General features: G+C 59.3%; 18 protein-coding genes. 14 read left to right on the forward strand and 4 right to left on the reverse strand.

Annotated features, from left to right (window positions below):
- Position 1 precedes the first annotated feature (1 nt).
- A complete protein-coding gene (gene motA, locus G6K99_RS02545; protein ID WP_062453817.1) occupies positions 2-874 on the reverse strand; it encodes a flagellar motor stator protein MotA in 873 nt (290 codons plus the stop codon).
- Between the two features lie 205 nt (positions 875-1,079).
- Here motA and flgF point away from each other — a divergent pair, with 205 nt between their 5' ends.
- Genes flgF through G6K99_RS02560 form a run of 3 tightly spaced genes read left to right on the forward strand, consistent with a single transcriptional unit; the run spans position 1,080 to position 3,782 of the window.
- Positions 1,080-1,814, forward strand: coding sequence for a flagellar basal-body rod protein FlgF (gene flgF, locus G6K99_RS02550; protein WP_062453816.1), 735 nt, complete (start codon positions 1,080-1,082; stop codon positions 1,812-1,814).
- An 18-nt stretch (positions 1,815-1,832) separates the two neighbouring features.
- Positions 1,833-3,224: a flagellar protein export ATPase FliI gene (gene fliI / locus G6K99_RS02555; RefSeq protein ID WP_062453815.1), complete on the forward strand. Its 1,392-nt coding sequence runs from the start codon at positions 1,833-1,835 to the stop codon at positions 3,222-3,224.
- A gap of 12 nt (positions 3,225-3,236) precedes the next feature.
- Positions 3,237-3,782, forward strand: a complete 546-nt coding sequence (locus tag G6K99_RS02560; protein ID WP_174195621.1) for a flagellar protein — start codon at positions 3,237-3,239, stop codon at positions 3,780-3,782.
- 143 nt (positions 3,783-3,925) lie between these two features.
- On the opposite strand, the gene G6K99_RS02565 is transcribed toward G6K99_RS02560, so the two are convergent.
- The gene (locus G6K99_RS02565) at positions 3,926-4,891 is read right to left on the reverse strand and encodes a flagellin (RefSeq protein WP_062579095.1); all 966 of its coding nucleotides are present in this window, start codon (positions 4,889-4,891) and stop codon (positions 3,926-3,928) included.
- A 297-nt stretch (positions 4,892-5,188) separates the two neighbouring features.
- Between G6K99_RS02565 and flgB the strand changes: the two genes are divergently transcribed.
- From flgB to fliP, 10 genes are all read left to right on the forward strand, one after another.
- A complete protein-coding gene (gene flgB, locus G6K99_RS02570) occupies positions 5,189-5,578 on the forward strand; it encodes a flagellar basal body rod protein FlgB (RefSeq protein ID WP_062453812.1) in 390 nt (129 codons plus the stop codon).
- Positions 5,579-5,583: 5 nt separating this feature from the next.
- Positions 5,584-5,997 (forward strand): flagellar basal body rod protein FlgC, encoded by a 414-nt coding sequence (gene flgC, locus G6K99_RS02575; RefSeq protein ID WP_062453811.1) that lies wholly within the window; start codon positions 5,584-5,586, stop codon positions 5,995-5,997.
- Positions 5,998-5,999: 2 nt separating this feature from the next.
- Positions 6,000-6,338, forward strand: a complete 339-nt coding sequence (locus G6K99_RS23370; RefSeq protein WP_062453810.1) for a flagellar hook-basal body complex protein FliE — start codon at positions 6,000-6,002, stop codon at positions 6,336-6,338.
- Between the two features lie 17 nt (positions 6,339-6,355).
- Positions 6,356-7,144, forward strand: coding sequence for a flagellar basal-body rod protein FlgG (gene flgG / locus G6K99_RS02585; protein ID WP_062453809.1), 789 nt, complete (start codon positions 6,356-6,358; stop codon positions 7,142-7,144).
- Between the two features lie 84 nt (positions 7,145-7,228).
- A complete protein-coding gene (flgA, locus tag G6K99_RS02590) occupies positions 7,229-7,681 on the forward strand; it encodes a flagellar basal body P-ring formation chaperone FlgA (RefSeq protein ID WP_244473995.1) in 453 nt (150 codons plus the stop codon).
- Positions 7,682-7,698: 17 nt separating this feature from the next.
- A complete protein-coding gene (locus tag G6K99_RS02595) occupies positions 7,699-8,796 on the forward strand; it encodes a flagellar basal body P-ring protein FlgI (RefSeq protein WP_371816134.1) in 1,098 nt (365 codons plus the stop codon).
- Positions 8,793-9,350 (forward strand): MotE family protein, encoded by a 558-nt coding sequence (locus G6K99_RS02600; RefSeq protein WP_062579097.1) that lies wholly within the window; start codon positions 8,793-8,795, stop codon positions 9,348-9,350. The genes G6K99_RS02595 and G6K99_RS02600 overlap by 4 nt, the downstream gene beginning before the upstream one ends.
- Positions 9,347-10,069, forward strand: coding sequence for a flagellar basal body L-ring protein FlgH (gene flgH / locus G6K99_RS02605; RefSeq protein WP_062453806.1), 723 nt, complete (start codon positions 9,347-9,349; stop codon positions 10,067-10,069). The genes G6K99_RS02600 and flgH overlap by 4 nt, the downstream gene beginning before the upstream one ends.
- Positions 10,070-10,115: 46 nt before the next feature.
- Positions 10,116-10,622, forward strand: a complete 507-nt coding sequence (locus G6K99_RS02610) for a flagellar basal body-associated FliL family protein (RefSeq protein WP_092661182.1) — start codon at positions 10,116-10,118, stop codon at positions 10,620-10,622.
- Positions 10,619-11,356 (forward strand): flagellar type III secretion system pore protein FliP, encoded by a 738-nt coding sequence (fliP, locus tag G6K99_RS02615; RefSeq protein ID WP_062453804.1) that lies wholly within the window; start codon positions 10,619-10,621, stop codon positions 11,354-11,356. The genes G6K99_RS02610 and fliP overlap by 4 nt, the downstream gene beginning before the upstream one ends.
- Before the next feature lie 105 nt (positions 11,357-11,461).
- On the opposite strand, the gene G6K99_RS02620 is transcribed toward fliP, so the two are convergent.
- Positions 11,462-12,340, reverse strand: a complete 879-nt coding sequence (locus G6K99_RS02620; RefSeq protein ID WP_092661184.1) for a flagellin — start codon at positions 12,338-12,340, stop codon at positions 11,462-11,464.
- A 279-nt stretch (positions 12,341-12,619) separates the two neighbouring features.
- Complete coding sequence (locus G6K99_RS02625; RefSeq protein WP_113109495.1) at positions 12,620-13,498, reverse strand: flagellin; 879 nt, start codon at positions 13,496-13,498, stop codon at positions 12,620-12,622.
- A gap of 585 nt (positions 13,499-14,083) precedes the next feature.
- Here G6K99_RS02625 and G6K99_RS02630 point away from each other — a divergent pair.
- Complete coding sequence (locus G6K99_RS02630) at positions 14,084-14,968, forward strand: flagellin (RefSeq protein ID WP_092661188.1); 885 nt, start codon at positions 14,084-14,086, stop codon at positions 14,966-14,968.
- Positions 14,969-15,106: the final 138 nt, after the last annotated feature.

The following is a 15,106-nucleotide window of genomic DNA, read 5'->3' on the forward strand; positions in this document are numbered from 1 at the left end:
GTTAGGCCGCCTTGCTCTCACCACCGGGGTTCATCATCTCCTGCTCGACGGCGTCGATCGAAGGACGATCGCCGTTGCCGATGGTCTTGCGACCGTATTCGAGAGCGACCTGCGGTACGGAGCCGTTCATGTAGGCGATGAGCGTCTGCTTGACGATCGTGTAGAGGCGATGCTGCTTTGTGCGGACGACCTTGATCTGCGAGGTCAGCGGATTGCAAACGCAGTAGGAGAGAATGATACCGAGCATGGTGCCGACCAGTGCGGCGCCGATCAGTCCGCCCAGGACCTCAGGCGACTCGTTGATCTTGCCCATGGCCTTGATGACACCGAGAACGGCGGCGACGATACCGATGGCCGGGAACGAGTCACCCATTGCGGTAATCGCATGATAGGGCTTGAGCTTGTCGGACAGCATCGTCTCCAGCTCTTCGTCCATCAGCGCTTCGATCTCGTGGCTGCGGGCGTTGCCGATGATGATCAGGCGAACATAGTCGCAGATGAACACGGTCAGCTGCTTGTTTTTCAGAACCGTCGGAGCCGTCTGGAAGATCGACGATTCCTGCGGATTGTCGATATGCGCTTCGATCTCGTTGCGCGGCTTGGTTCTGAGGTCGCGCATCAGTGCGTAGAGAACGCCGAGGATGTCGAGATATTCGCGCTCCTTGGGAACCGCGAACTTGAAGGCTTCACCCAGTGCCTTGCCGCTGTCTTTCACGACCTTGATCGGGTTGGCCATGATAAAGCCGCCCAGGCCTGCGCCGCCGATGATCACCAGCTCGAAAGGCTGGAACAGAACATTGAGATGGCCGCCCATGGCCATGAAGCCACCAAGCACGCAGCCAATAGTGATTATGAAACCCACAATGATCATCATTTTGATGTGTATCCGCCGTCATTAATGCAGCGGAACATCTAGGCGGGTAGCCTTGCGTGAAGCTGGCTATCGCGGCCTCGCCGCCGTTTCGCATTTTCGATCAGCTTCACACAAGCAACCCCTGTTTGAATGCGCACGAAGGCCGGTTCAGGCCGCTCGGCGATTCCTCGATGGTAGGAGCCGCTTCATCTCAGGAGATCCATCGATGCAATCTGGTATTTATGTTGGCCTGTCGGCCCAAATGGCGCTTGAGCGGCGGTTGACGACCGTCGCGGACAACATGGCCAACATGAACACCGTCGGCTTCCGGGCGACCGAAGTAAAGTTCGACCAGATGCTCGCCAAGATCGATAACAACATCTCCGCGTCGGTTTCCTTCGTGTCGCAGGGCAACGACTACCTCTCCACGAGATCGGGAGAACTGCAGCAGACCGGCAACCCTCTCGACTTTGCGGTCAAGGGTGACGCATGGATGGCGATCGATACGCCGGCGGGCCAGGTCCTGACCCGTGACGGACGCTTCACCATGGCAGACACGGGCGAACTCCAGTCAATCCGGGGCTATCCGGTTCTCGATGCCGGCGGTGGCGCCATCCAGCTCGACCGCAACGGCGGCCCGCCCTCGGTCGGCACCGATGGTCGCATCATGCAGGACGGCAGGATTGTCGCTTCGCTCGGCCTCTTCCAGGCCGATCTTTCCAAGGGCTATCTGCGCTATGAAAACAGCGGCGTCCTGCCGTCGTCACCGGCACAGCCGGTCGTCGACAACAGCGACGTCGGCGTCATGCAGGGCTTTATCGAGCAGTCGAACGTCAACGGCATCGGCCAGATGACCGAGCTGATTTCGATCAGCCGCAATTTTGAAAGCATTTCCTCGCTTCTCAGCTCCACAGACAGCAGCTTCACCGAGGCCATCAAGACCTTGGGCGGTAGCCAGTAAGCCGGAAAACGATCCCTCATGACCGCAAGTCAGACAGTTCACGGCCCGGCAAACAAGCTCGATCTCTTGGCAGCCCTCGTTGGGCGCCACACCGGGCCGGCCTTTGCGTTTGCACCGGGCGGCGTGGTCACCGCAATTTCCGCGACCTATTACACCGTCAGCGGCCTTTCGAAACATGTCAGGCTGGGCGACTTCGTCGAGCATTGCAGCAGTGTTGGTACGCATCTCGGCCAGGTGATCAAGGTCGAGTCCGACCAGGTTCATATCTGCCCGATCGAACCGGGCGAGCCGATCGGCATCCGTGACAGTGTTCTGCGCATCGGTGAGTTCAAGGTATCCCCGCATGACAGCTGGTGTGGGCGCGCCATTGATGCGCTGTGCCGGCCGATCGACGACCGCGGCCCGCTCGTGCAGGGCGACGTGGCGCGGTCGATCATGAGTACCGCGCCGCCATCCATGTCCCGCCGCCGTGTCGAGGAAGGTTTCCGTACCGGCGTCAAGGCGATCGATATCTTCACGCCGCTCTGCTTCGGCCAGCGTCTCGGCATTTTCGCAGGCTCCGGCGTCGGCAAGTCGACGCTCCTGTCGATGATGGCCGGCGCCGATGCGTTCGACCGCGTCGTGATTGCCCTCGTCGGGGAACGCGGCCGCGAGGTGCGCGAATTCATCGAAGACACGATGGGCGAGAACATGAAGAAATCCATCGCCGTGGTGGCCACGAGCGATGAAAGCCCGATGCTGCGCAAAATGGCGCCGCTGATCGCCATGACTATTGCCGAACACTTTCGCGACAAGGGCGAAAACGTGCTGTTCATCGCAGACAGCGTGACGCGCTTTGCGCATGCGGTGCGTGAAGTCGCGATCGCCGGCGGCGAGTTGCCGATTTCGCGCGGCTATCCGGCTTCGGTGTTTACCGAACTGCCCAAACTGCTGGAACGGGCAGGGCCGGGCCTCGAAGACAGCGGCACGATCACCGCCATCATTTCCGTCCTCGTCGACGGCGATAACCACAACGATCCGGTCTCCGACTCCGCCCGCGGCATTCTCGACGGGCACATTGTGCTGGAGCGCGGTCTCGCCGACGAAGGTCGCTACCCGCCGATCAATCCCCTGTCGTCGATCTCGCGTCTCGCCCGAAAGGCCTGGACGCCCGACCAGGAGAAACTGGTCATGCGGTTGAAAACACTGATGCATCGCTTCGAGGAAACCCGCGATCTGCGCTTGATCGGCGGCTACCGGCAAGGGACCGATGCCGATCTCGACATGGCGGTGAGGCAGGTGCCCGCGATCTATGAAGTGCTGAAGCAGACGCCCGGCGACAAGCGCGTTGCCGACGCCTACGCGGAGCTGGCCATCGCGCTGCGCAATGTCGCGGCCCAGGGCCAGATGCCGGCTCTCAAGAGGGGTTGATGAGGATTGGGGATGAAATTCACGCAACGGCAGAAACTGGCAAAACGCTTCAAGAAGAAGTCGGACGAAAAGACCACGGCGGCAGACATCACGCTGAAGGGCGGCACGTTGTTGCTCGCCGTCGCCGCCGCCATGTTCCCGTGGTACGTCTTCCTCAACGAAGATAAGTTCGGCGTCAACGTTTCGGGTTGGGAGCAACTGCGCGACCTGCGCAGCTTCCGTCAGCGCGACGTGGTCGAAGTGCCGCCGATGTCGGTGGCCCGCAAACCGCCCGAGGACCCGACCGACCTGCTTGTAACGGCAACAGTTCCCAAGGCGGGCGCGGCCGATGCGAAAGGCGAGGACACGGGCACTCAGCAGCCGTTCCCTGGACGCTCCAGCTTCCGTCTTCTTCACGTCGCCAACGGACGCGCGATGATCGAGGACGATCGGGGAATGTACATTGTTCAGACGGGTTCGGTCCTGCCGGACAACAGCCGCCTGGCCGCGCTTACCCAGAAGAACGGCAAATGGGTGATCGTCACCTCCACCGGAGAAATGTACGAAAGCGCCCAGTAAGAAACTGGCAGCACAACAAAAAGCTTCGGCACGTCCGTACGCTGCCCATCAAAGCTGTATCCAGCTTTGATGGGGTCAGTTCACCGGCGTCCTAGGCTTTTTATTGCGATAATTTCAGAGCCGTGGCGCTGAAGAGGGCCGCCCTACCTAAAGAGGGTCGCGAGGCTCTGCAGATGGGTATTGGCCATGCCGAGGATTTGGGACGAAAGCTCCTGCTGGGCCTGATAGGCGCTGACCTTGGTCGACTCCGCCTCCATGTCCGCATCGATGAGGTGCGAGATGCTCTTGTCAAACACGTCCGCCAGGCTCGAAACGAAGCTCGACTGGGTATCGATCCGGTTCGACATCGTCCCAAGCGTTGAACCGAGCGTCGTCAGCTTCTGCTGAATGTAGTTCATGACGTTGATCATGTCGTCGATGTCTTCGGACGTCGTCTCGTCGGTCAGTTCGATCGGGGAACCATCCGTGGCGATCTCCGACCCTGCGTCCAGCAGATAATACTGTTTGCCCGAGCCGGTTCCGTTCGAGGCAAGAGTACTCGGATCGATCGAGCTCGTAAGAAGCCCGCGGTTTGCATCGCCGGTATCGATCAGCGTGGAATTTGTTGCATCGAATGTCGCGTAGGACAGCGATACTGAACCCGACACACTGCGCTGGAAATAGGCCGGAACGGTCTTCGCGCCAGCGTCGGCCTCCGACGAGTTGTAAAGCCAGTTGTCACTCCCGAACGATGCGGATTTGATCAGTGACGAGAGGCTGGCCTTGAGATCGCTGATTGTGGCGTTGACGGCGCTCTGGTCGACACCGTCTTCCTTGGCGGTGGTCAGGTTGGCCACGATCTGGTCGGCAATATCGATCGACGATTCGACAGCGGAATAGGCGGCATCGACCTTTGCGGCGCCAAGACCCAGCGCATCGTTCACGCTGCTCAGAATTTTCGTGTCCGACGTCATCGAATTTGCGACCGACCAGTAGCTCGCATTATCCGCCGGGGAATTGATCTTGTAGCCGCTGGAGGTACGCTTCTGTGCCTCTTCCAGCGAATCACTGGTGAACAGCAGAGTCTGCAACGCACTCTGGATATAGCTGACGGAGATAGCGTCGGACATCAGGCATGATCCTTGAAAACTAAGGGATTTTGCCAAAACATCTGGCTGCGATCGAATGGCTTCATGCCCGCCTGGTCGAAGACGCAGGCCCATCGCTTTTGCAGCAATTTGTAAGCTTATGTTTAACAGAAAGTTAATTAGGCCTCAACGGTCGACCCGCAAAACCTCGTGCAACGGGTCCGCACCCACGCAGGATTCATCTTGGATGCCGGGTTCGCCGCGGGTCTGCGGGCATCAGCACAAGTCCCACGCAAGTTTCTAATCTTACTCCTTTGTCGAGAAGACGGAGAAGACGTGATGCAACAGATCCAATTGTTTGAGCTTGCCTCCAGGCAGGCGGAGTGGCTGTCGATCCGGCAACAAGTCGTCAGCACCAACATCGCCAACGCGAATACACCACAATACCGGGCACAGGACGTGACGCCGTTCCAATCGGTACTCGACGCCTCGAACATCCCGATGGCGCGCACCAATTCGGCCCATTTCGCCAGCGTCGGCCTTGGCTCGGACAATGTCGACGTCAGGGACGAAGATCTCAACAACGAGATCGGCAACCAGGAGTCGGGCAACACGGTTGCTGTTGCCAGCGAACTCTCCAAGAGCGGGGAGATCAAGCGCCAGTACGAGCTGAATACGCAGCTGGTGAAGGCGTTCCACAACATGATGTTGACCGCAGTCGGCAAGTGAGCCCAATGGATCCTTTATCAGCAGCCCTCAAGATTTCTGGCAGCGGCATGGAAGCGGAAGCGACCAGACTCCGCATCGTGTCGGAAAACATCGCCAACGCCCGCACCACCGGCGATACGCCGGGTGCCGATCCCTATCGCCGCAAGACGGTGACGTTCGGCGCCGAACTCGACCGGGCAACAGGGGTCAGGACCGTCGGCGTCCAGAAGATCGGTGTCGACAAGGGTGACTTCGTTGAAGAACTCGACCCCAGCAATCCGGCAGCGGACGCAAACGGCGTCGTCAAGATGCCGAACGTCAACATGCTGATCGAAATGGCAGACCTGCGTGAAGCAAACCGCAGCTACGAGGCAAATCTCCAGAGCATTCGCCAGTCCCGTGATCTGATCTCGGCGACCATCGATCTCTTGAAAGGTTAAAGATGATCAATCCTATTGAGGGCCTCGGCCTGTTCACAAAGCAGACCGACGGCGTCTCCGGCGACAATACGGCAGCAAATGTTCTCGGCACCGCGGTCAACGCGGCAACGACGGCCGTTGCAGGACCGGGCTTCGGTGATGTCCTGGGCAGCATGGCAACAGACGCGATCAACGCCGTCAAGGGCGGTGAAACTGCATCGTTTGCCGGCATCCAGGGCAAGGCGAACACGCGTGAAGTGGTCGATGCCGTTCTCCAGGCCGAACAGGCGCTGAAGACTGCGACGGCGTTCCGCGACAAGATCGTGTCCGCCTACCTCGACATCACCAAGATGCAGATCTAGAGACTGGAGCAGAGACCATGAGAGCACTAGCAATTGCCGCCACCGGCATGGATGCGCAGCAGACCAATCTCGAAGTCATCGCAAACAACATCGCCAACATCAACACGACCGGCTTCAAGCGGTCGCGTGCCGAGTTTACCGACCTTCTCTATCAGACCGAGCGCGCTTCGGGCGTCGCCAACCGCGCCGATCAGTCCGCTGTGCCGGAAGGTGCCAATATCGGTCTCGGTGTTCAGACGCAGTCCGTCCGCAAGCTCCACATCCAGGGCGAAATCACCCAGACGAGCAACGATCTTGACATGGCGATCGTCGGGCGTGGTTGGTTCATGGTCGAAGGCACCAACGGTGAGACCCTCTACACCCGCGCCGGGTCCTTCAACAAGGATGCCAACGGAAGACTGGTGACTGCCGACGGTTACGGTGTCATCCCGCAAATCACCATTCCGACTGACGCGACGTCGGTCAGCGTCAGCGAAGACGGGATCGTCAATGCGACGATCGGGACATCGACGACCCCGACGGAACTCGGCCAGATCACTCTGACCAACTTCGTCAACGATGCTGGTCTGAAGCCTTTGGGCGACAACCTGTTTTCTGAAACGGCGGCATCCGGGCAGCCGGTCGTCGCCAACCCGCAGGAGACTGGCTTCGGCTACCTCAAGCAGGGCTATCTCGAGAACTCCAACGTCGATTCAGTCAAGGAGATCACCGATCTGATCTCCGCTCAGCGTGCGTATGAAATGAACTCGAAGGTGATCACCACCGCCGACGAGATGGCGCAGATCGTCAGCCAGAACCTCAAGTAGCGGAAGATAGAAGGCGGACCGAGCATGATGCTTTGGCAAGAGAACGTCCGGAAAACCGGTCGGGCAAGCAGCTGGAAAACCGGAATGAAGACCTGGCTGGCCGGGGCGCTTTTGAGCGCGCTCATCCTGCCGGGGGCGGCATTCGCGGAGCCGCGCAATGCCGTCGTGCCCAGCACCACGATCTATCCGGGCGATACGATCGGCGAAGCGTTCGTCAGCGAGGTAGCCGTCACCAATCCGAATATCGCGCCGGGCTATGCCAGTTCGCTGGATCAGGTGGTCGGCAAGGTCACGCGCAAGACGCTGCTTGCCGGCCGCACCATTCCTTTGAACGTTCTCCGCGATCCTTTCACGGTCAAGCGCGGCACAAGTGTTAGGCTTACCTTCTCGTCGCAGCGCATGGTCATCGCTGCCCGCGGCGCGCCCATGGACGATGCGATGACAGGCGAGGTCATCAAGGTCAGGAACCTCGATACGGGCGTCATGGTCAACGGCACGGTGATGGCGGACGGCAGCGTCGAGGTGGTTCAGAAATGAGTATGGTCCGGAAACTGATGATTGCGGCGATCGCGGTCATCACGATGCTGCCCGTCACCGATGCCACGGCCACGTCGTCCCGCATCAAGGATATCGCTTCGCTGCAGTCCGGTCGCGAGAACCAGTTGATCGGCTATGGCCTGGTCGTGGGTCTGCAGGGAACCGGCGACAGCCTGCGTTCGTCTCCGTTCACCGATCAGTCGCTGCGCGCCATGCTGCAGAACCTCGGCATCTCGACGCAGGGCGGTCAGTCCAGCGCCAAGAACATCGCCGCAGTCATGGTCACCGCCAACCTTCCCTCGTTTGCAAGCCCCGGCAGCCGCATCGACGTCAATGTCAGCTCGCTCGGCGACGCCACCTCGTTGCGCGGCGGCACGCTGATCATGACATCGCTCACCGGCGCCGACGGACAGATCTATGCCGTCGCGCAAGGGTCGGTGATCGTCTCCGGCTTCAATGCACAGGGTGCTGCTGCGACACTGACCGAAGGCGTCACCACAGCCGGTCGTGTGCCGTCGGGAGCGATCATCGAGCGCGAGCTTCCGTCCAAGTTCAAGGATTCGGTCAATCTGGTGCTGCAGCTTCGCAACCCGGATTTCTCGACATCGGTTCGTATCGCCGATGTCGTCAACGCCTATGCCCGCCGCACCTTTGGCGATCCGATCGCCGAAGCGCGCGACAGCCAGGAAGTGGTTGTCCAGAAACCGCGCTCAGCCGACCTGACCCGCCTGATGGGCGACATCGAAAATCTCGTGGTCCAGACCGACGCCCCCGCACGCGTGGTGATCAACGAGCGCACCGGTACGATCGTCATCGGCGCCGATGTCCGGGTCGCCCGGGTTGCGGTCAGCTACGGCACGTTGACTGTTCAGGTCACGGAGACGCCGCAGGTCATCCAGCCCGAACCGTTCTCAAGGGGCGAAACGGCGGTGCAGCCGCAGACCGATATCATGGCCGAAAAGACCGGCGGACCGATTGCCGTCATCGACGGACCTGATCTGAAGACGTTGGTCGCCGGCCTGAACAATATCGGCGTCAAGCCGGACGGCATCATCTCGATCCTCCAGGCGATAAAGTCTGCCGGAGCCCTGCAAGCGGAGCTCGTTCTGCAATGACCAACACAGTTTCAGGCAGGTTCCCGGTTCTCGCCACTCGCAGCTCGGTCTATCTGATCGCCGCCGCTCTCTCGCTCTGCCTCCTACCGGGCGCCCGCGCGCAGCAGCAGCCGCAACTTCTTGGCGCCGCGCAGGAAGCCGGAGGCAGCCAGCAGGAAGTCCAGCAGTTCTGCGGCAACATCGTCGATTCGGCCCGCGACCAGCGTTATCTCCTGCAGAAGCAGGAACTGGAAAAGCTGCAGGGCGACATCAACACGCGCATCACCGAGCTCGAAAATCGGCGCGCCGAATATCAGGACTGGCTGAAGAAACGCAACGCGTTCCTGGCCAGCGCCAAGGCCAGTCTGGTCGAAATCTACAAGACGGCAAAGGCTGACGAAGTCGCGCCGCAGTTCGACCAGATGAACATCAACATTGCAGCCGCCATCATCATGCAGCTGCCACCGCGGCAATCGGGACTGATCCTTGCCGAAATGGACGCCCAGAAGGCTGCCATGGTCGCAATGATCATGGCGAGCGCCGCAGACCCCAATACCTCCAAGGACCCGTCATGAAAAAGCAACTCACGGCTCTTCTTGCGATGACATCGCTGATCGCCGGATGTCAGAACGGGCAGATGACGACCATCAAGGAAATCGGCAATGCGCCGGCCATGAGCCCGATCGGCAGCGGCCTGCAATATGGCCAGACGCAGCAGATGTCGATGTATCCGAAGCAGCCGCGCCACATGGCGAGCGGCTTCTCGCTGTGGAGCGACAGCCAGGGCGCCCTGTTCAAGGATGCCCGCGCGCTGAACGTGGGCGACATCCTGACGGTCAATATCTCGATGAACGACAAGGCGAGCTTTGACAACGAGACGGATCGCAGCCGCAAGAATTCCAAGACCACCAACTGGCAGGCCGCCGCGGAAATTCTTGGCTGGAAGCCGGAGGCAGATTCGACGGCGGGCTTTGATTCCGATAGCCAGTCGAACGGCAAGGGCTCCATCAGCCGCGCCGAGAAGCTCACACTTCTCGTGGCCGCGGTCGTCACCGGCGTTCTCGAAAACGGAAATCTCATCATCAGCGGCTCGCAGGAAGTGCGCGTCAACCATGAGATCCGCATCCTCAACGTTGCCGGCATCGTGCGCCCTCAGGACGTGAATGCCGAGAACACGATATCCTATGAGAAGATTGCCGAAGCACGCATCTCCTACGGCGGCCGCGGTCGCCTGATGGAAGTCCAGCAGCCGCCGGTCGGCCAGCAGATCAGCGACATCTTCTCGCCGATCTGACCGGGCGCGATTCGATGTCCCTCACTACTAGCGGAGTTTAGCCACCATGACCGACGCCAGCCTCACGGCGGATCAACCAGCGAAGAAAAAGTCTTCCCTGGTGATGACTGCGGCGGCCGTACTGGGACTGACGGTCGTCGGCGTGGGCGGAGGCTGGGTTGTCGGCAAGATGATCGTCCCGTCGCCGGTCGTGGAGGAGGCACCTGCCGCCGGTCATGGCGCAGCCGCGGCCCCTGCCGGGGGAGGGGAACACGGCGCCGCTGCCGGTGCGAGCCACGTCCGGCCGCTGGAACCTATCATTGCCAACCTCGCCTATCCTTCGGACAGCATGGTCCGCCTCGAGGTTTCGTTAATATTCGGTGAAAACATCGATGAAGCGGTGGCGGCTTCCATTCAGGAAGATATACTCGCCTATATGCGGACCTTGTCGCTGCAGCAAATTCAGGGGCCACGCGGCTTCGGTTATCTCCGAGATGACCTGAAGGAACGCGCCAAGCTGAGGTCTCAGGGCAAGGTTGCTGATCTGGTGTTCAGGACTTTCATCATCGAATGATTCGTTTTTTAGCCGTTCTTGCTCTCTTCGCTGCGTTACCCGACGCGGCGAATGCGCAACAGTCTGCCCTGGACATGCTGAACCTGCCGGTCGACGGCTCGGTTTCCGCCTGGATCATCCGCACCTTCGGCCTGCTGACGGTTCTATCCATCGCGCCCGGCATCCTGATCATGGTGACGAGCTTCCCGCGCTTCATTATCGCGTTCTCGATCCTGCGGTCCGGCATGGGCCTTTCGACCACACCGTCCAACATGATCCTCACCAGCATGGCGTTGTTCATGACCTTCTACGTCATGGCGCCGACAATGGACCGTGCATGGCAGGATGGCGCACAGCCGCTTTTGCAGAACCAGATCAACGAGGCCGAAGCGATACAGCGCATCGCGCAGCCGTTCCGCGAATTCATGATTGCCAACGTCCGCGACAAGGATGTGGCGCTGTTCGTCGACATCGCCCGGGAACGCGGCCAGACGGTCACGCTCGGCGCGCAGACGGACTACCGCGTGCTGATCCCGGCATTCATGCTGTCGGAAATCCGCCGCGGCTTCGAAATCGGCTTTCTCATCGTCCTGCCGTTCCTTGTCATCGACATGATCGTTGCCAGCATCACGATGGCGATGGGCATGATGATGCTGCCGCCAACCTCGATCTCGCTGCCGTTCAAGATCCTTTTCTTCGTCCTTATCGACGGCTGGAACCTTCTCGTCGGCTCGCTGGTCAGATCGTTCTCGTAAGGCACGGCGCCTTCTTCAAGGCGAAGTTTTATTCCCGGACAACGTGACGAAAAAAGGCCGCGCATTGAGCGCGGCCTTTCTTTCGTATGTTGGACCAAACGCGTCTTACTGGAAGAGCGTGAGGATGTTTTCCGAGCTGGAATTCGCGATCGACAGCGACTGGACAGCGAGCTGCTGCTGCGTCTGCAGGGCAGACAGCTTGGCAGACTCTTCTTCCATGTCAGCGTCTACGAGACGGCTGATGCCCTCATCGATGGCGTCCGAAAGCTGGTTGGAATAGTCCGTCTGGAGATCGATACGGGTAGTCAGAGCACCGAGAGCGGCGCCGCCGATGGTCATGCTCGCAAGAGCAGTTTCCACAGTGTCGAGCATCGCTGCGATGTCGGTTTCGTCAGTGATCGTGGCGAGATCGATGTCCATGGTGTCGTTGAGGACGCCGCCGGTGCCGACGCCGCCTGACACGTCATCGAACAGAGCATAGGTCGGGATGTCGTAGGAGGCGGACGTGACCTTGACTGTACCGTCATCGCTGCGGATGAAGCCGTCTACGACCGTACCGCCGTCTGTCTGGTCGCCAGTGACCATCCAGTTCTCGCCGCTGAAGGAAGCGCCCTGCGCGATCGACGACAGCTGTTCCTGCAGCTTGTCGATTTCGAGCTGGATCTGTTCCTTGTCGGTCGAGGTTTCCGTTGCCGTAACCAGCTTGGCCTTGATCTCGTTGACGACGTCGATGGCGCTTTCCATCGCGGCATAGGCCGTGTCGACCTTCGCAGCGCCAACGCCAAGCGCGTCGGTAGCGGAGTTGAGGGCCTTCTGGTCGGAATTCATTGTGGTGGAGATCGACCAGTAAGCAACGTTGTCCGATGCTTTGCTGACCTTGTAGCCGGAAGAAACGCGGTCCTGAGTGTCTTCCAGGCCCTTGTTGATGTTGCTGAGCGTCTGAAGTGCAGAATTCGCTGCAGTGTTGGTAAGGATACTCGTCATGTTACTAAACCCCTAGGCAAAACAAAAAGGAGGGGACATTCCGGAAGCACCGGAAAGCGGCCTGAGTGCATCATGCCAGTCGGAAAATACTCACTCATTCCGGCCCGCCGCTTAGATGAGCTTAGATAACAGCATTAACGTTAATGAAGTCCGAAGGCTGACGATCTTTGACGAGAAAAAATATCTTTCTTTACCATGATCCGATCGAAGGTACGGAAAAAGCCCCGGGGATGACCCGGGGCTTTTCTTGAACAAACCAGAAGGTAAAGGTTGGTCTTCTTACTGGAACAGCGAGAGCACGTTCTGCGAAGAGGAGTTGGCAATCGACAGCGACTGGATGGCGAGCTGCTGCTGGGTCTGCAGGGCAGACAGCTTGGCAGATTCTTCTTCCATGTCGGCGTCGACCAAGCGGCTTACGCCTTCTTCGATCGCGTCAGACAGCTGGCCGGAATAGTCCGACTGCAGGTCGATACGGGTGGTCAGAGCACCAAGTGCGCCGCCAGCGATCGTCATGCTGGAAAGAGCCGTTTCAACAGTTGAGAGGTAGGTTGCGATGTCCGTGTCGCTCGTCGAGTCCGTGAGATCGGCAGTCGCCATCAGATCGCCGAGGATACCGCCGCTGCCGACGCCGGCTGTGACCGAGTCAAACAGTGCGTTGGTTTCGATGTCGTAGGTTGCCGTCGTGACCTTGACAGCGCCGTCTGCGTCGCGAACGAAGCCGTCGACAACGCTGGCAGAGTCCTGGTCGCCCTTGACGATCCAGTTTTCACCGCTGAACGAAGCGCCTTCGGCGATCGAGGACAGCTGTTCTTTCAGCTTGCCGACTTCGAGCTGGATCTGAGCCTTGTCGGTCGAGCTTTCCGAAGCGGTAACAAGCTTCGCCTTGATTTCGTTGACGACGTCGATGGCGCTTTCCATGGCGGCATAGGCGGTATCAACCTTGGCAGCGCCAACGCCCAGAGCGTCGGAAGCAGCGTTGAGGGCGCCCTTGTCGGAATTCATCGTGGTCGAGATCGACCAGTAGGCAACGTTGTCCGAAGCCTTGCTCACCTTGTAGCCGGTCGAAACGCTGTTCTGCGTCTGCTCCAGGCTCTTGTTGATGGTGCTCAGTGTCTGAAGAGCGGACGAAGCAGAAGAATTGAAGTTGATGCTAGTCATGGATTGTCCCCTTGGACTCTATACAAAAAAGGAGGACATACCGGGTTCGGTAGTGTCACCGGCAAATGACGGTCCGGCTTCATGCCTCTTGTTCCTTACCGGATCCAAGCCCGTCATCTAGGCTGCAATTTCGCAGCCATTCCTTGCCAAGGTCTTAAATCTGGCGGCATTGCTAAAACAGCTTCCAGCGTGGTTAATGACTTCAAAACAACAGCAAAATCACGCCGTTGCAGGTATGTTCGCCAGGCTGTCCGAAGGTGGAACGCGCAGCGGCGTTGGAGCCGCGATTCAGCTCCGGTGAAACGATGGGATCCTTTCCAACTCTATCCTGCGAACAGACCGTGGAGGCATTCGTTCACGCTCCCGCAAAACCTACCGCCCATTAATCTTCGTTCGCGAAAGCTGAAAATGTTCCAGCACGCGTTAACTTTTGTTCCCGCTTTAACCCTCCATTAACCATAAGATGATTTTCTGTATCCATCGCAACGGCGAGCCGAATGCAAGGGCGCGGCAGGCATGAAGCTGATCGTCGTTACCGGAACACCCGGGATGCCCTCCCATCCAATGCCATAAGGGGCAGTTTTAATGACCAGCATCTTGACCAACAACGCCGCAAACTCTGCACTTCAGACGTTGAGGGGTATCAACGATAGCCTGGAGCAGGCGCAGAGCCGTGTATCCTCGGGCTATCGCGTATCCGAGGCCTCCGACAACGTTGCCTACTGGTCGATCTCGACCACGATGGGTTCCGACAAGGACGCTTTGGTGGCTGCGACCGACGCTCTGGGAGTTGGTGCTGCAAAGGTCGATACGGCCTACGCCGCCATGGAAAGCGCTATCGACGTCGTCAACGAAATCAAGTCGAAGATCGTCACCGCGAACGAAAACTCGACCGACAAGGCACAGATCCAGCTTGAAATCACCAAGCTGCAGGAACAGCTGTCCTCGATCGCCCAGGGCGCTTCGTTCAGCGGTGAAAACTGGATGGTCGCCGCTACCGGCGCCGACCCGGAATCGGTCGTCGACGGCTTCATCCGCAACGACGACGGTACAGTCGAAGTCACGACGGCATCCTATGACGTTGCAACCAACGCCATGTTCGGCTCCATCGATGCCGACGGCGTCGGTTCGGGCGGTCTTCTTGGCGATGTCATGGACATCACCCTGACGGCCGCCACCACGGACACAGAACTCGCAGAATATCTCGACAATGTCGAACTGGCTCTCTCCAGCCTTACGGATGCAGGTGCTGCCCTCGGCGCGCTGACCACCCGTATCGACCTTCAGACCAGCTATGCCGGAACTCTGACGGATGCGATCGAGGAAGGCATCAGCCGCCTCGTCGACGCCGACATGGAAGAAGAGTCTGCCAGACTGTCTGCTCTGCAGACGCAGCAGCAGCTGGCCGTCCAGTCGCTGTCGATTGCAAACTCCAGCTCCGAGAACATTCTTACGCTCTTCCAGCAGTAAGATTGAACATACCAGCGAAACTATGCCGGCCGCGCTTTCGAGCGCGGCCGATTGCATTTGCGGTACGGCTCTTGCGGCGTAGGTGTCAGGTATCTGGTGTCGTCGCACCTTGTCGTTCAGGTTCACGAGGACTGCATC

The organism is Neorhizobium sp. AL 9.2.2, from assembly GCF_013317225.1.
GTDB lineage: Bacteria > Pseudomonadota > Alphaproteobacteria > Rhizobiales > Rhizobiaceae > Neorhizobium > Neorhizobium soli.

Bases quoted from the DNA above. Each gene is read 5' to 3' on its own strand.
- flgC (WP_062453811.1), top strand. From the start codon at position 5,584: ATGGATCCTTTATCAGCAGCCCTCAAGATTTCTGGCAGCGGCATGGAA.
- G6K99_RS02610 (WP_092661182.1), top strand. From the start codon at position 10,116: ATGACCGACGCCAGCCTCACGGCGGATCAACCAGCGAAGAAAAAGTCT.
- fliP (WP_062453804.1), top strand. From the start codon at position 10,619: ATGATTCGTTTTTTAGCCGTTCTTGCTCTCTTCGCTGCGTTACCCGAC.
- flgB (WP_062453812.1), top strand. From the start codon at position 5,189: ATGCAACAGATCCAATTGTTTGAGCTTGCCTCCAGGCAGGCGGAGTGG.
- G6K99_RS02595 (WP_371816134.1), top strand. From the start codon at position 7,699: ATGATTGCGGCGATCGCGGTCATCACGATGCTGCCCGTCACCGATGCC.
- G6K99_RS02620 (WP_092661184.1), bottom strand. From the start codon at position 12,340: ATGACGAGTATCCTTACCAACACTGCAGCGAATTCTGCACTTCAGACG.
- motA (WP_062453817.1), bottom strand. From the start codon at position 874: ATGATGATCATTGTGGGTTTCATAATCACTATTGGCTGCGTGCTTGGT.
- G6K99_RS02600 (WP_062579097.1), top strand. From the start codon at position 8,793: ATGACCAACACAGTTTCAGGCAGGTTCCCGGTTCTCGCCACTCGCAGC.
- G6K99_RS23370 (WP_062453810.1), top strand. From the start codon at position 6,000: ATGATCAATCCTATTGAGGGCCTCGGCCTGTTCACAAAGCAGACCGAC.
- G6K99_RS02625 (WP_113109495.1), bottom strand. From the start codon at position 13,498: ATGACTAGCATCAACTTCAATTCTTCTGCTTCGTCCGCTCTTCAGACA.
- flgF (WP_062453816.1), top strand. From the start codon at position 1,080: ATGCAATCTGGTATTTATGTTGGCCTGTCGGCCCAAATGGCGCTTGAG.
- flgG (WP_062453809.1), top strand. From the start codon at position 6,356: ATGAGAGCACTAGCAATTGCCGCCACCGGCATGGATGCGCAGCAGACC.
- flgA (WP_244473995.1), top strand. From the start codon at position 7,229: ATGAAGACCTGGCTGGCCGGGGCGCTTTTGAGCGCGCTCATCCTGCCG.
- fliI (WP_062453815.1), top strand. From the start codon at position 1,833: ATGACCGCAAGTCAGACAGTTCACGGCCCGGCAAACAAGCTCGATCTC.
- G6K99_RS02565 (WP_062579095.1), bottom strand. From the start codon at position 4,891: ATGTCCGACGCTATCTCCGTCAGCTATATCCAGAGTGCGTTGCAGACT.
- G6K99_RS02560 (WP_174195621.1), top strand. From the start codon at position 3,237: ATGAAATTCACGCAACGGCAGAAACTGGCAAAACGCTTCAAGAAGAAG.
- G6K99_RS02630 (WP_092661188.1), top strand. From the start codon at position 14,084: ATGACCAGCATCTTGACCAACAACGCCGCAAACTCTGCACTTCAGACG.
- flgH (WP_062453806.1), top strand. From the start codon at position 9,347: ATGAAAAAGCAACTCACGGCTCTTCTTGCGATGACATCGCTGATCGCC.